General features: G+C 59.9%; 12 protein-coding genes. 8 read left to right on the top strand and 4 right to left on the bottom strand.

The genetic code is table 11. The features are described 5' to 3' along the window. Positions 1 to 83: 83 nt before the first annotated feature. The 3 genes from ACS5Q8_RS20605 to phhA all read right to left on the bottom strand — a co-directional run bounded on the left by ACS5Q8_RS20605 (position 84) and on the right by phhA (position 2,536). On the bottom strand, positions 84 to 1,280 hold the full coding sequence (locus tag ACS5Q8_RS20605; RefSeq protein ID WP_276194227.1) for an amino acid aminotransferase: 1,197 nt from the start codon (positions 1,278 to 1,280) through the stop codon (positions 84 to 86). Continuing rightward, positions 1,280 to 1,636, bottom strand: a complete 357-nt coding sequence (locus ACS5Q8_RS20600) for a 4a-hydroxytetrahydrobiopterin dehydratase (RefSeq protein WP_426100052.1) — start codon at positions 1,634 to 1,636, stop codon at positions 1,280 to 1,282. The genes ACS5Q8_RS20605 and ACS5Q8_RS20600 overlap by 1 nt, the downstream gene beginning before the upstream one ends. A 108-nt stretch (positions 1,637 to 1,744) precedes the next feature. Continuing rightward, complete coding sequence (phhA, locus tag ACS5Q8_RS20595; protein ID WP_276194225.1) at positions 1,745 to 2,536, bottom strand: phenylalanine 4-monooxygenase; 792 nt, start codon at positions 2,534 to 2,536, stop codon at positions 1,745 to 1,747. 255 nt (positions 2,537 to 2,791) lie between these two features. On the opposite strand from phhA, the gene ACS5Q8_RS20590 reads away from it, so the two are divergent. Then, on the top strand, positions 2,792 to 4,378 hold the full coding sequence (locus ACS5Q8_RS20590; protein ID WP_276194224.1) for a sigma-54-dependent transcriptional regulator: 1,587 nt from the start codon (positions 2,792 to 2,794) through the stop codon (positions 4,376 to 4,378). A gap of 40 nt (positions 4,379 to 4,418) precedes the next feature. Here the strand turns inward: ACS5Q8_RS20590 and ACS5Q8_RS20585 are convergent, their stop codons facing one another. Continuing rightward, positions 4,419 to 5,183, bottom strand: a complete 765-nt coding sequence (locus ACS5Q8_RS20585) for a hypothetical protein (protein WP_426100051.1) — start codon at positions 5,181 to 5,183, stop codon at positions 4,419 to 4,421. Between the two features lie 599 nt (positions 5,184 to 5,782). On the opposite strand from ACS5Q8_RS20585, the gene ACS5Q8_RS20580 reads away from it, so the two are divergent. From ACS5Q8_RS20580 to ACS5Q8_RS20550, 7 genes are all read left to right on the top strand, one after another. After that, positions 5,783 to 6,523 (top strand): flagellar basal body rod protein FlgF, encoded by a 741-nt coding sequence (locus ACS5Q8_RS20580; RefSeq protein WP_276194222.1) that lies wholly within the window; start codon positions 5,783 to 5,785, stop codon positions 6,521 to 6,523. 67 nt (positions 6,524 to 6,590) lie between these two features. Continuing rightward, positions 6,591 to 7,376: a flagellar basal-body rod protein FlgG gene (flgG, locus tag ACS5Q8_RS20575; RefSeq protein WP_276194221.1), complete on the top strand. Its 786-nt coding sequence runs from the start codon at positions 6,591 to 6,593 to the stop codon at positions 7,374 to 7,376. A 53-nt stretch (positions 7,377 to 7,429) separates the two neighbouring features. Beyond that, positions 7,430 to 8,125, top strand: a complete 696-nt coding sequence (gene flgH / locus ACS5Q8_RS20570) for a flagellar basal body L-ring protein FlgH (RefSeq protein ID WP_276194220.1) — start codon at positions 7,430 to 7,432, stop codon at positions 8,123 to 8,125. Between the two features lie 27 nt (positions 8,126 to 8,152). Then, positions 8,153 to 9,241: a flagellar basal body P-ring protein FlgI gene (locus tag ACS5Q8_RS20565; protein WP_276197975.1), complete on the top strand. Its 1,089-nt coding sequence runs from the start codon at positions 8,153 to 8,155 to the stop codon at positions 9,239 to 9,241. Between the two features lie 4 nt (positions 9,242 to 9,245). Next, positions 9,246 to 10,511 (top strand): flagellar assembly peptidoglycan hydrolase FlgJ, encoded by a 1,266-nt coding sequence (gene flgJ, locus ACS5Q8_RS20560; protein WP_276194219.1) that lies wholly within the window; start codon positions 9,246 to 9,248, stop codon positions 10,509 to 10,511. Positions 10,512 to 10,521: 10 nt separating this feature from the next. Beyond that, on the top strand, positions 10,522 to 12,558 hold the full coding sequence (flgK, locus tag ACS5Q8_RS20555; protein WP_276194218.1) for a flagellar hook-associated protein FlgK: 2,037 nt from the start codon (positions 10,522 to 10,524) through the stop codon (positions 12,556 to 12,558). A gap of 14 nt (positions 12,559 to 12,572) precedes the next feature. After that, on the top strand, positions 12,573 to 14,156 hold the full coding sequence (locus ACS5Q8_RS20550; protein WP_443693509.1) for a flagellar hook-associated protein 3: 1,584 nt from the start codon (positions 12,573 to 12,575) through the stop codon (positions 14,154 to 14,156). Positions 14,157 to 14,410 lie beyond the last annotated feature (254 nt).

Below are 14,410 nucleotides of genomic sequence, written 5' to 3'. Positions count from 1 at the left end.
GCAGTGTCGGTCACTGTATTTGGCAACTGATTCACCGCTATCGCGAGCAAGCCCGCTCTCACATGGGGTGCCTGTTTCGTCAGTCAGACGCTGCAGACATCGGCAATCGCTTGCGCCAGCAGGGTCAATCGCCTTGCATCGATCCCCGCCACATTCGCCCGCCCCGAGCTGACCATATACACGCTGTGCTTCGCGCGCAGTTGCTTGACCTGCTCGGCACTCAAGCCGGTATAGGAAAACATCCCACGTTGCGCGCCGATATGCGCAAACCGCTCGGCCAGCCCGTGTGGCGCCAGGGCCTCGACCAGTCCGGAGCGCAACTGCGCAATGCGCGCGCGCATCGCTTCGACTTCGCCGCTCCACTGCGCCTTCAGCTCGGCGTCACCGAGGATCGTCGCGACGACTGCCGCGCCGTGGTCCGGTGGGGTTGACCACAGGTTGCGCGCGATATTTGCCAACTGGCTGCGTACATCCGTGAGTTTCTCGGCATTCGCCGCACACACGATCAGCGCGCCGACACGGTCGCTATACAGGCCGAAGTTCTTCGAGCAGGAGCTGGTGATCAGCACTTCCGGCAGCTCGGCCGCGAACAGCCGCACCGCCCAGGCGTCCTGCTCCAGGCCGTCGCCAAAGCCCTGGTAGGCGAAGTCGATCAGCGGCAGCAGGTGGCGCTCGCGCACGATCTGCAAGACCTGGCGCCAGTCCTCCTGGGACAGGTCGAAACCGGTCGGGTTATGGCAGCAGGCGTGCAGCAGCACCACGTCGCGCTCGGGCACCGTGGACAAGGTCGCCAGCATTGCGCCCACATCCAGCCGATTGTCCGCGCCGACGTAAGGGTAGTGACTGACCTTGATCCCGGCCTTGGCGAAGATGCTTTCGTGGATCGGCCAGGTTGGGTTGCTCAGCCATACGCCGCGGCCCGGCAGGCTGTGGGCGATAAAGTCGGCGCTCAGGCGCAGGGCTCCGGTGCCGCCTGGGGTCTGGGTCGCGCCGGCGCGGTGTTCACGCAGCAGCGCGGACTCGGCGCCGAGCACCAGCTCGCTGATCAACCTGCCGAACGCGGCGTCGCCGTGGCCGCCAATGTAGGTCTTGGTGGTTTGCCGTTCCACCAGGCGCTGCTCGGCTCGCTTCACCGAAGGGGGAATCGGTGTCAGCCCTTGGTCGTCCTTATACACGCCCACGCCGAGGTCGAACTTGTTCGGGTTGGCATCCTGGGCATACAGGTCCATCAGCCCGAGGATCGGGTCGCCGGGCACGCGGCCAATCGCATCAAAATGCATTACTTGCGGCCCTCGGCACCCTTGGCCACTTCGTCGGTGCGCGCGGCCATGATGAAGTCGTTGCGGTGCAGGCCTTTGATGGAGTGGCTCCACCAGGTCACCGTGACCTTGCCCCACTCGGTGAGCAGGCCTGGGTGGTGGCCTTCAGCTTCGGAGATTGCACCCATGGCGTTGGTAAAGGCCAGGGCGAACCTGAAGTTCTTGAACAGGAAAACCTTCTCTAACTGCATGACGCCATCGCGCACTTCAATGTTCCAGTCGGGGATCTGTTTGAGCAGCACCGGTAGTTCTTCATCGCTGACTTGCGGGGCATCGGCGCGGCAGGCTTCACAGTGGGCTTGGTTCAAGGTCGTCATGGGGGGGGGTGTCCTGAATTCGAGTGTTTGGAAAACGGTCGTCAGTGGCGTCACCCTAAAGCAACGCGGGACCAGGGAACAGATTCACCTGGCTTCAAAACCTACGGTTCACGCGGCTTTGGGCTTGGGTGCGAAGAGCGGTGTGTGCAGACCCAGCTGCATCCCACGCTCGACCATGCCCATGATGTCTTCCTGCGCTACGTCGAACAGGCGCTTGAGCTCGGGCAAGACAAAATATAGCGGTTGCAGGATGTCGATGCGATACGGCGTGCGCATCGCCTCCAGCGGATCGAAGGCTTGATGTTTGGGCTCGGACGACAGGCTGTACACCGTCTCCTTGGGCGACGACAAAATACCGCCACCATAGATGCGCCGACCGGCGGGCGTGTCCACCAGGCCAAATTCGATGGTCATCCAATACAGGCGCGCCAGGTACACCCGCTGCTCCTTGGTGGCCGCGAGGCCGAGCTTGCCGTAGGTGTGGGTGAATTCGGCGAACCAGGGATTGGTCAGCAGCGGGCAGTGGCCGAAGATTTCGTGGAAAATATCTGGCTCTTGCAGGTAGTCCAATTCTTCGTGGGTGCGAATAAAAGTCGCCACCGGAAACTGCTTGTTGGCGAGTAATTCGAAGAACGTCTGGAAGGGAATCAGCGCTGGCACACGGGTGACTTGCCAGCCGGTGGTCTCGGCCAGCACCGTGTTGATTTCGCTCAGTTGCGGGATGCGATCCAGGGGCAGGCCGAGCTTGTCGATGCCGTCCAGGTATTCCTGGCAGGCGCGGCCCTCGATCACTTTCAACTGGCGCGTGATCAGGGTGTTCCACACCGCATGTTCTTCCGGCGGGTAGTGGATAAAACCTTGCGCATCGGGCTCGCGGGCCACGTAGTGCGTCTGCTTCATACGGCTCTCCTGCTGGCAATCGTTCTTGTTATGTCCTGCGATGTACGTATTGATAACCCGGCTGGAGCGAGATTCCATCCGCCTGCGCGAGGAGGTTGTAGGAAAATTTACTGCTATTCGTAAAGTATTCGTTACGGATGGGCCGCTAATCGATGTGTTGGGCTGTAAAAAGGTCGCCAGGTGTAACATAATCTTGACGATTATCTGCGCCCAGCGACAAAAAGACGCGGCGCCTACTCTTCTTCGGGCCTTTTCATGCGTATCAAAGTGCATTGCCAGAACCGCATCGGCATCCTGCGGGACATTCTCAACCTGTTGGTGGAGTACGGCGTCAACGTCGCCAAGGGCGAGGTCGGCGGTGAGCATGGCAACGCCATTTACCTGTTTTGCCCGAACCTGGTGAACATGCAATTCCAGGCGTTGCGCCCAAAGTTCGAGGCGATTGCCGGGGTGTTTGGTGTAAAGCGTGTAGGGCTGATGCCCAGCGAGCGTCGGCATATGGAGCTCAATGCGCTGCTCGGTGCCCTGGAGTTTCCAGTGCTGTCCATCGACATGGGCGGCTCGATCGTCGCCGCCAACCGTGCGGCCGCGCAGTTGCTCGGGGTGCGGGTGGACGAGGTGCCGGGCATTCCGCTGTCGCGCTACGCCGAGGATTTCGATTTGCCGGAGCTGGTGCGCGCGAGCAAATCGCGGATCAATGGCCTGCGGGTCAAGGTCAAGGGTGACGTGTTCCTGGCGGACATCGCGCCGCTGCAATCGGCCGAACACGACGACAGCGAAGCCATGGCCGGCGCGGTGTTGACCCTGCACCGTGCCGACCGCGTCGGTGAGCGTATTTATAATGTGCGCAAGCAGGAACTGCGTGGCTTCGACAGTATCTTCCAGAGTTCCAAGGTCATGGCTGCCGTGGTTCGTGAAGCGCGGCGCATGGCGCCATTGGATGCGCCGCTATTAATAGAGGGCGAAACCGGCACCGGCAAGGAGCTGCTTGCCCGCGCCTGTCACCTGGCCAGCCCCCGTGGCCAATCACCGTTGATGGCCCTCAATTGTGCCGGCCTGCCGGAGTCGATGGCCGAGACCGAACTGTTTGGCTACGGCCCCGGCGCTTTTGAAGGGGCGCGGGCCGAAGGCAAGCTGGGGCTGCTGGAGCTGACAGCGGGCGGTACGTTGTTTCTTGATGGCGTCGGGGAAATGAGCGCACGGTTGCAGGTGAAGTTGCTGCGCTTCCTGCAGGACGGTTGCTTTCGCCGAGTCGGCAGTGATGAAGAGGTGTACCTGGATGTGCGGGTGATTTGCGCAACCCAGGTGGACCTTTCGGAACTCTGCGCGCGGGGTGAATTCCGCCAGGACCTTTATCACCGCCTGAACGTGCTGTCGCTGCATATCCCGCCTCTGCGCGAATGCCTCGATGGTCTGGGGCCACTGGTGGAACACTTTCTCGACCAAGCCAGCCGACAGATCGGCTGCCCGTTGCCCAAACTGGCCCCGGCCGCTATGGATCGGCTCAGCCATTACCACTGGCCGGGCAATGTACGGCAGTTGGAAAACGTGTTGTTTCAGGCGGTGTCGTTGTGTGAGGGCGGGACGGTCAAGGCTGAACACATTCGCCTGCCGGACTACGGCGTGCGTCAGCCCCTTGGCGATTTTTCCCTGGAAGGCGGCCTGGAAGCCATCGTCGGTCGTTTTGAAAGGGCCGTGCTGGAAAGTCTGTATGCCGAACATCCCAGCAGTCGGCAGTTGGGTAAGCGCTTGGGCGTTTCCCATACAACGATTGCGAACAAGTTGCGGGACTATGGCATGAGCAAGGAAAGTGCTGGCAAGCGTCCTGAACACGGCACTTGAAAGGCGCTATGTTCAGGTTGTTCTGCGGTGGCAGGCAGCGTTAAAACACCAGGAAACCCCTGTCCGGGCCTATGACGATGGAGCTACCCGTCTCCTTCTCTATCCAGGCCAGATTGGCTTCTTGATCCGGATGGGTGGGGTAGAGTATGCCCAGGTTGTAGTTCTTGTCTTTCGGCAGTCCCTCAAGGCTCTTCGTAATGTCAGGGGACAGCGCTCCGTACTTTCCGGATCTCAGTGCGTCGGTTGATATCCCTTCATTGGTACTTTTGGGGTTGAGGATTGACAGGTCGATGTGTTCGAGCAACGCCGAGCCATGGGGTGGAAATAATCTACCCTCTTTGCGACTTTCGATTTCGATGGCGGCGCCACCTTTTTGCGGAACCCAAAATACGCCGCCACTCATCCTTTCATTCTCTTCTTTAGAGATTGAGACGATTCGGTAATCCTGGTTTTTATCCAGTTTTTCCAGTTCTTTGAGTGCGCTGCGCGACAAGGGGCCGAACTTACCGCTGCGCACATCGTTAGCGGACACGCCAAAGTCGGCTTCAAAGGTCCTGGTCGGGAGGCTCTGCAGCAGTTTTTGTAGTGCGAAGACCGTTGGATTGACGTCACAGCATGGCGTTTCCCAATCCCTGTTTTTCGCGTAATTGTTTGGGTTTAACTCTGGGCGTGTCTCCAGCGGACGTCGTTGTTCCGAAGGCCGGGTGTTTAACGACTCGACTATGTTGAGAAGGTTGTTATAAAGAAATTGTATTTGCCAGTTTGTTGCTGCTTGCATAGAAGGAGTGTTGCAAGTGCCAGACATTTAAATACCCTTAAGTGCGAATAAGTTGATAAGGCGCGAATGATCGTAAAGTAGTCGTGACTGCTTTGCGATGGAGCGAAGTTACGAGAGCTGTATTTAATCGCCAAGCGGGTTTTGATCAGTAAATGTAAAAGGCTATCGGAGTATTCTTGTTTGGGGTTGGGTTTGTCTGGTTGTTATAAAAAACAAGAGAACTACATATGTGCTCACTCATTTGCGGTGCCGTCAGGTAGGCGGCTTTTTTGGGGTTTGTAATGGGTGGACAATAAAACTTCGCGCCAGTCGTTTCGAGATGACCAGGGAGGAGGGCAAGTGCCCAGTGGCTTGCCAAGTGTTTCAGCGGTTCGGCTTCATCCGCGACCATCCAATGCCGTCGCGCTTGAGTGCTTGGAAAACACCCGTAGGACTCCAACCTTTGCCGTCAGCGGCATAACTCCGCCGTTTTTTCGACTCCTCCTGGGCCGGTCTTTTTCGACGCCTTGCCGCAAACCCTTGCCCCGCCTGGACTTTCTGCGCTTTTAGAAAGTTGGTTCGCAAATTGCTTAAGTCTTATCAGTACAGCGGTGGGCGGCAAGCGTCCGTCAGAAAGAGGATAAAGCGTGGACAAGTACCTTTACGTGGCAATGACCGGCGCCAGCCAGAATGCTCTGGCGCAGAAGGCCCATGCCAACAATCTGGCGAACATTTCCACCAACGGCTTCCAGCGCGATCTGGAGCAGGCGCGCTCGATACCGGTGTTCGGCGACAGCTTTCCGGCGCGGGCCTTTGCCCTGACCGAGCGGCCCGCCACCGATTTCTCTCCGGGCGCCATGATCGAAACGGGTCGTGACCTCGATGTGGCGGTCGGCGGCGACGGCTGGATGGCCGTGCAAACCCCAGATGGCAGCGAAGCCTACGTGCGCAGCGCCAGCATGAATGTTGATGCGCTCGGCGTGCTGCGGGCCGGCAATGGTATGCCGATCATGGGCAACGGTGGCCCGATCGCCGTGCCGCCGCAGCAGCAGATTGAAGTGGGCGCCGACGGCACCGTCAGCATTCGCGCGATGGGTGAAGGCCCACGGGTGATGGCTGAAGTGGATCGGATCAAGCTGGTCAAGCCCGACGTCAAGAACATGACCAAAGGCCTGGACGGCACCATCCACACCAAGGACGGCCAGCCGGCCCAGGTCGATGCGAGCGTCAAGCTGACCTCGGGTTTCCTGCAGGCGAGCAACGTCAATGCGGTGGAAGAAATGACTGCGGTGCTGGCGCTTTCCAAGCAGTTCGAGCTGCACATCAAGATGATGAACAGCGCTAAAGAAGACGACCAGGCCATGACGCGCGTTTTGGCAATGAGCTGATTGCGGTTTCACTGAATACTAATTTTGCGGCGCAGCGCCAACAAACAGGCGCACGAAGGAGAACAGCATGCTTCCGGCTCTATGGGTTGCCAAAACAGGTCTGTCTGCCCAGGACACCAACCTGACCACTATTTCCAACAACCTGGCGAACGTTTCGACCACGGGCTTCAAACGTGATCGCGCCGAGTTCCAGGACTTGCTCTATCAGATCAAGCGCCAGCCAGGTGCCCAGTCGACCCAGGACAGCGAACTGCCGTCGGGCCTGCAATTGGGTACCGGTGTGCAGATCGTCGGCACCCAGAAAAATTTCACGGCCGGTAACCTGCAGCAAACCGGTCAGCCTCTGGACATGGCGATCAACGGCAAAGGGTTCTTCCAGATCCTGCAACCAGACGGGACTACGTCCTACAGTCGAGATGGTACTTTCCACCTGGACTCCAACGGCCAAATCGTCACGGCCAACGGTTTTGCCTTGCAGCCGGCCATCGTCGTGCCTGCCAATGCCCAGACCTTCACCGTCGGCAACGATGGCACCGTGTCCATCACCGTGGCTGGCAACCCGGCGTCGCAAGTGATCGGCAACGTGCAAACCGCCGACTTCATCAACCCGGCCGGCCTGCAAGCCATAGGTGGCAACCTATTCCTGGAAACCGCCTCCAGTGGTGCACCGCAAATCGGCACCCCTGGCCTGAACGGCTTCGGCACCACGCTGCAAAGCACCCTGGAAACCTCCAACGTCAGCACCGTGGAAGAGATGGTCAACATGATCACCACTCAGCGCGCCTACGAGATGAATTCCAAGGTGATTTCCACCGCCGACCAGATGCTTTCGTTCGTTACGCAGAATCTGTAATCAAGTCTATGGGGCGCTCCTTAGGGCGCCTGCAACACCGTGAGGTTAGGGTCATGAATCGCTATGTTTCCGTTCTGGCATTAAGTGGGATTGCCGTGCTCGCGGGCTGTGTCGCCCCGACGCCAAAACCCAATGACCCGTACTACGCGCCGGTGTTGCCGCGCACGCCGTTGCCGGCGGCGGCCAATAACGGCTCGATCTACCAGGCCGGTTTCGAACAGAACCTGTACGGCGACCGCAAGGCGTTCCGGGTCGGTGACATCATCACCATCACCCTCAACGAGAAAACCACGGCCAGCAAGAACGCCAACTCCCAAGTGGACAAGACCAGCAAGAACAGTGTTGGCCTGACCTCGTTGTTCGGCGCCGTGCCGAACACCAACAACCCCTTGGGCAGTGGTGACTTGAGCTTGAGCGCAGGCTACAGCGGTGACCGTGCCACCAACGGCAAGAGCTCTGCTGGACAGAACAACAGCCTGACCGGTTCGATCACCGTGACGGTGGCCGATGTATTGCCCAACGGCATCATCGCCGTGCGCGGTGAGAAGTGGATGACCCTCAACAGCGGTGACGAACTGGTGCGCATCGCCGGCATGGTCCGTGCCGACGACATTGCCACCGACAACACCGTATCGTCGACGCGCATTGCCGATGCACGCATTACCTACTCGGGTACGGGTTCGTTTGCTGATGCGAGTCAGCCGGGCTGGTTCGACCGTTTCTTCCTTAGCCCGCTGTTCCCTTTCTAGGTGGCCACTTTGAAATTCAAACAGCTGATGGCGGCGGCACTGTTGCTGTCCCTGAGCGCAGTCGCCCAGGCCGAACGCCTGAAAGACATCGCCAGCATTTCCGGCGTGCGTTCCAACCAGTTGATCGGTTATGGCCTGGTGGTCGGGCTCAACGGTACGGGTGACCAGACCACCCAGACCCCGTTCACCCTACAGACCTTCAACAACATGCTCTCGCAGTTCGGCATCAAGGTGCCGGCGGGTTCAGGCACCGCGCAGCTGAAAAACGTCGCGGCCGTGTCGATCAGCGCCGACTTGCCGGCATTCTCCAAGCCGGGTCAGGTAGTGGACATCACTGTGTCGTCCATCGGTAACTCGAAAAGCCTGCGCGGCGGCACCCTGTTGATGACGCCGCTCAAAGGTATCGACGGCAACGTCTACGCCATCGCCCAGGGCAACCTGGTGGTGGGCGGGTTTGACGCCGAAGGCCGCGACGGCTCGAAGATTACGGTGAACGTGCCGTCGGCCGGTCGTATCCCCGGCGGCGCCACGGTTGAACGCACCGTGCCCAGCGGCTTCAACCAGGGCAACAGCCTGACCCTGAACCTCAACCGTTCCGACTTCACCACCGCCAAGCGTGTGGTCGACAAGATCAACGACATGCTCGGCCCTGGCGTCGCCCAGGCTATCGACGGCGGCTCGGTCCGGGTTACCGCGCCGCTGGACCCAAGCCAGCGCGTGGATTACCTGTCGATCCTGGAAAACCTTGAGGTCGACCCCGGCCAGGCGGTGGCCAAGGTCATTATCAACTCGCGCACCGGCACTATCGTCATCGGCCAGAACGTCAAGGTGTCGCCGGCCGCGGTGACCCACGGCAGCCTGACCGTGACCATTACCGAAGACCCGATCGTCAGCCAGCCTGGGCCGTTGTCCAATGGCCAGACCGCCGTGGTACCGCGCTCGCGGGTGAATGCCCAGCAAGAAGCCAAGCCGATGTTCAAGTTCGGCCCCGGCACCACCCTGGACGAGATTGTCCGCGCGGTGAACCAGGTGGGCGCAGCGCCCGGCGACTTGATGGCGATCCTCGAAGCATTGAAACAGGCCGGCGCCTTGCAAGCCGACCTGATCGTGATCTGAGGCCATGGCCATGGATATGCGCAAGAGCGGGATCAGCAGCACGGCGGACTCGGGGTCTTATTCCGACTTGAACCGGCTTAATCAGCTCAAGGTCGGCGCCGACAAGAACAGCGATGGCAACATGCGCAAAGTGGCGCAGGAGTTCGAGTCGCTGTTCCTGAGCGAGATGCTCAAGTCCATGCGCTCGGCCACCGAGGCCCTGGGCAAGGACAATCCGCTGAACACCCCGGCTGCCAAGCAGTACCAGGAAATGTACGACCAGCAACTGGCCGTCTCGATGTCCCGCGAGGGCGGTGGTATCGGCCTGGCCGACGTGCTGATGCGCCAGATGCAGAAGAACAAGCCGGTGGACGCCCAGGCGGCCACCTTGCAGGGGCCGGCGGCGGCTGAACCGGTGAAGAAAGTCGATGTGCCGACTGAAATCGCCGCCGGCACCCAGGCGACCGGGCCATTGGGCCGCTCCAATGGCCAGCGACCACTGTGGGCCTACCGCGTGGCCGTCGCCGAAGGCGCCAGCGCTCACACCAACGACGTGGCGCTGATGAACCAGCGCCGTATCGCCTTGCCGAGCAAGCTGACCGATCGACTGCTCGCCGGCATCGTGCCAACTGCGCCGGTCGCTATCGATGCCAACCGCGCGCCACTGCGTAACAGCGCCTTCGATGACAACGTGATCAACAGCAGCGCACACAGTTCTGCCGTGCCCAGCGGCCGCATGCAGGTCTACGGCCGCGCCGTGGCCCAGCCGCCGTTGGCACCAGCGAAGAAAGCCTTCAGCTCCCAAGATGAATTTGTCGCCACCATGTTGCCGATGGCCAAGGCCGCAGCGGCGCGTATCGGTGTCGATCCGAAGTACCTGGTGGCCCAGGCCGCCCTGGAAACCGGTTGGGGTAAATCGGTGATGCGCGCCGAGGATGGCAGCAGCAGCCACAACCTGTTCGGTATCAAGGCCGGCCAGAGCTGGCAGGGCGGCCAGGCCCGCGCGATCACCAGCGAGTTTCGCGATGGGGCAATGGTCAAGGAAACGGCGCAGTTCCGTTCCTACGATTCCTACCAGGACAGCTTCCATGACCTGGTGACGTTGTTGCAAAGCAATGATCGCTATAAAGAAGTTGTGAAATCAGCCGACAACCCGGAACAGTTTGCGCGCGAGTTGCAAAAAGCCGGTTATGCAACCGATCCGGATTACGCCAGCAAGATTTCGCAGATTGCCAAAACGATGAACAGCTACCAGAACTACGCTGCCGCGGGCGCGACCACTCATTTATAAGGTCTGAATCATGAGTTTGCTCAATATCGGGATGTCGGGGTTAAACGCCGCTCAAGGATCGTTGTCAGTCCTGAGTAACAACATTGCCAACGTCAACACCCCGGGATACTCGCGCCAGCAGACCACGCAGAATGCCAGCGTCAGTAACCAGTACGGCGGCGTGTATATCGGCAGTGGCACCACCCTTGGTGATGTGCGCCGTATTTATAACGATTTTCTGGGGGCCGCCTACCAGAAGAGCACCTCGCTCAACAGCGATGCCACCGCTTACGCGGGCCAGGCCTCTGCGATCGACAAGACCCTGTCGGACAAGTCCACCGGCATGTCCTCGGCGCTCAGCTCGTTTTTTGCCTCCCTACAGACCGCTGCGGCAACGCCCAGCGATGTGTCCGCGCGCCAACTGCTGGTGACCAGCGCCCAGACCCTGAGTAACCGCTTCAACTCGATTTCCTCACAGCTGACCCAGCAGAGCGAAGGCATCAACAGTCAGTTGAGCACCATGAGTGACCAGGTCAACAAGCTGACCTCCTCGATTGCCTCGCTGAACAACCAGATATCACAGGTCCAGGGTTCGTCGAACAGTACGCCGAACAATCTGCTGGATGCGCGCGATGAAGCGGTTCGCTCGCTCAACGAGCTGATCGGTGTCACCGCGACTGAGAAGAACGGCCAGTACAGCATCAACACCGGAACGGGGCAGTCGCTGGTCGAGGGCAGTACCTCCAATACGATTTCCGCCGTGCCCAGCAGCACCGACAATAGCCAGTACACCATCCAGCTCAAAATGGGCAGCACGTCGATGGACATCGGTTCTGTGGTGACCGGCGGCAGCATCGGCGGCCTGTTGCGCTATCGCAGTGATGTGCTGACGCCGGCGATCAACGACCTGGGGCGCATCGCCCTTGCGACCGCCGACAGCGTGAACAGCCAGTTGGGCCAGGGCCTGGATCTCAACAGCGATTTCGGTTCTTCGCTGTTCAGCGATATCAACAGCGCAACGGCCATTGCCCAGCGTAGCCAGGGGGCTGCGGGTAACAGCGCAGGGTCGGGCAACTTGAACGTGACGATTGCCGACAGCAGCAAGCTGTCGACCTTCGACTACAAGGTCACCTTCACCAGCGGCAACCAGTACAACGTGGTGCGCTCCGACGGTAAAGCCATGGGCGCGTTCGACACCACCACCACGCCGCCGCCGGTGATTGACGGGTTCACACTGGCGTTGGATGGCAATGGGCCGGTTGCTGCTGGGGATAGCTTCAAAGTCCGCCCGACGGCGACGGGCGCCAGCAACATCGGCGTCGGCGTCACAGACCCCAACAAACTGGCTTTTGCAGGGCCATTGGCCGGTAATGCAAGCAAGACCAACACCGGCACTGGCACATTTACAGCACCGACTTTGACGGTGCCGATAGACATCAATGGCGGCGCCACTACTGCTCAGTTGCGCACCGGGATCGAGAATTCGATGCCGGTGAAGATGGTGTTCGGCAAGCCAGCGGCGGACGGCACCCAGCCCTACACGCTCAGCGATGCCCAGGGCAACTCGATCGGCACCGGCAGCATTATCCCGGGCCAGGACAATAAGATCACCGCCAATGTGCCGATGCGCGATGCCACTGGCGCGTTGATTCCAGGCAAGAGCTTTAGTTTCGATACCACCGTGGCGGGTGCGCCTGCCAACGGCGACAGCACCACCTTTTCGTTCAACAGTGGCGCGACCTCCGATGGTCGCAACGCGCAGCAGTTGCTGGGTTTGCAGACCAAGGCGACGGTCGGTGCGGTGGATGGCAATGCGGGCGTGAGCCTGGTCAGCGCCAACAGCCGTCTGGTGTCTCAGGTCGGTTCCAAGGCCGCCCAGGCCAACACCGACAGCACCGCCACTGGCGCCCTACTGACGGCAAATAAGGCGGCTAGCAACTCTGCGTCCCAGGTCAACCTGGACGAGGAGGCGAGCGACATGATCAAGTTTCAGCAGTACTACACCGCGTCGTCGCAAATCATCAAGGCCGCGCAAGAAACCTTCAGCACACTGATTAACGCCCTTTAAAGGAGTCTGGAACGATGCGTATCTCTACACAGCAGTATTTCGACACCAGCTCCAGCAAGTATCAGGACAACTATTCGGGTGTGGTGAAGGCCCAGGACCAGGCGAGTTCCGGTGTCCGCGTACAAACGGCCTCCGATGACCCGGTGGCCGCTGCGCAATTGCTGATGCTGCAACAGCAAAAAGACATGCTGGGGCAGTACAACGGCAATATCACCACTCTGCAGAACTCGTTGACCAACGAAGAGAGCGTCCTGTCGAGCATCAATACGGTGATGCAAACCGCCAGCGGCTTGGCGTTGCAGGCCGGTAACCTCAAGCTCAGCGATGATGATCGCAGGGCGATCGCCAGTCAGGTGGGGGCGCTGGAAGACCAGGTATTGGGCCTGCTCAACACCAAGGACTCCAGCGGCAACTACATGTTCTCCGGGGCCAAGACCGATACGCCGCCCTATAATCGCAATAATGATGGCACTTACACCTACCAGGGTGATGAGACGTCTCTGAGCCTGCAGGTGTCGAGTAACTTGACGGTTGCGGCGGGGGATACCGGCAAGACGTTGCTGGAGAGTTCATCCAACACCGGTCGCACCCAGGCCACGCTGTTGCCGCCGGCGGTCAACGATGGCACGGTTGGGATTTCGGCCGGCCTTGTCACGTCCGGCACGGATTACGCCAAGAGTTTTGCCGATGGCCAGCCTTATAAGCTGACTTTCGCCAGCAGCACCCAATACAGCGTGACCGACAATGCGGGTAACGATGTCACGTCCGAGATCACCGGTAACGGGACATTTGACGCTACCAAGGAAGGCGCTTCCAGCGTCAACCTTCGTGGGGTGAAGTTCGACATCCGCCTGAACCTGGGGGCGGATGTGGCGACGGGGGCTCCCTCCGATGCGTTGGTGGCGGGCACGGCATTCACTTTGGAAAGCAAGCCGGATACATTCAGCCTTTCGCGTACCGCGAGTAATGCATCCACGGCGCAGTTGACCGGCGGTCAGGTTACGAATCAGGCGGCCTACGCCAGCACCTTCCCCAACTCGGGGGCGGTGGTCAAGTTCACCAGCGGTAACGCTTATGAGGTGTACGCTCAGCCGTACACGGCCAACAGCAAGACGATCGCCACAGGTACCATGCTCACTGGCGCGACGTCGATCACCGCTGCCGGTGTGACCTTTGGTGTGAGTGGTACGCCGGGTGCGGGGGATCAGTTCTCCGTCGGCGCCACCAGCAACAAGAATATGAATGCCCTGGATACCCTGGGCCAGTTGCGCAAGGCCCTGCTAACGCCGGCCGATGCCAGCCAGGTCGCCAAGAACTCGCTCAAGGATGCGTTGAACACCTCCATCGGCAACTTGGCCAACGCCTCGGCGCAGATCGACCAAGTGCGTGGCTCCATCGGCGCGCGCCAGAACGCCCTGGATATTCAGGGCCAGGAAAACACCAGCCTGAGCTTGGCCAATACCTCCACCATGTCGTCGCTGGCAAACGTCGACATGGGGCAGGCCGCCATTGACCTGACGTTGCAACAGACCATGCTGCAGGCCTCGCAGCAGGCCTTCGTGAGAATCTCTCAGTTGAGCCTGTTCAGCCGCATGTAATCAACAGCAGGACTCGCGGCCCCACCTGGCAACAGGGGGGCCGTTGTCGTTTCTGGCGGCGGGAATGTTGCAGGGTTTTGCACAAAGCGCACAAAATTGAGTGACCTGTGAGTCATAAAGCGCATCTTCACTGTATCGTGTGAAAAGGATAAGTCGCCTGCGGGTCTTTGCGTGGCGGCTTTCAGCGAAATTTTTACGGGGTTATCCCCTTTATTTTCAGCGCTCCCGGCATAGTCCGAGGGGTGTTATCCAGC

Source organism: Pseudomonas sp. PAMC25584, assembly GCF_058135675.1.
Note: the sequence above shows the minus strand (reverse complement) of the source record. Positions and strands in the feature narration are given on the sequence as shown.

Bases quoted from the DNA above. Each gene is read 5' to 3' on its own strand.
- ACS5Q8_RS20605 (WP_276194227.1), bottom strand. From the start codon at position 1,280: ATGCATTTTGATGCGATTGGCCGCGTGCCCGGCGACCCGATCCTCGGG.
- ACS5Q8_RS20600 (WP_426100052.1), bottom strand. From the start codon at position 1,636: ATGACGACCTTGAACCAAGCCCACTGTGAAGCCTGCCGCGCCGATGCC.
- phhA (WP_276194225.1), bottom strand. From the start codon at position 2,536: ATGAAGCAGACGCACTACGTGGCCCGCGAGCCCGATGCGCAAGGTTTT.
- ACS5Q8_RS20590 (WP_276194224.1), top strand. From the start codon at position 2,792: ATGCGTATCAAAGTGCATTGCCAGAACCGCATCGGCATCCTGCGGGAC.
- ACS5Q8_RS20585 (WP_426100051.1), bottom strand. From the start codon at position 5,183: ATGTCTGGCACTTGCAACACTCCTTCTATGCAAGCAGCAACAAACTGG.
- flgG (WP_276194221.1), top strand. From the start codon at position 6,591: ATGCTTCCGGCTCTATGGGTTGCCAAAACAGGTCTGTCTGCCCAGGAC.
- flgH (WP_276194220.1), top strand. From the start codon at position 7,430: ATGAATCGCTATGTTTCCGTTCTGGCATTAAGTGGGATTGCCGTGCTC.
- ACS5Q8_RS20565 (WP_276197975.1), top strand. From the start codon at position 8,153: ATGGCGGCGGCACTGTTGCTGTCCCTGAGCGCAGTCGCCCAGGCCGAA.
- flgJ (WP_276194219.1), top strand. From the start codon at position 9,246: ATGGCCATGGATATGCGCAAGAGCGGGATCAGCAGCACGGCGGACTCG.
- flgK (WP_276194218.1), top strand. From the start codon at position 10,522: ATGAGTTTGCTCAATATCGGGATGTCGGGGTTAAACGCCGCTCAAGGA.
- ACS5Q8_RS20550 (WP_443693509.1), top strand. From the start codon at position 12,573: ATGCGTATCTCTACACAGCAGTATTTCGACACCAGCTCCAGCAAGTAT.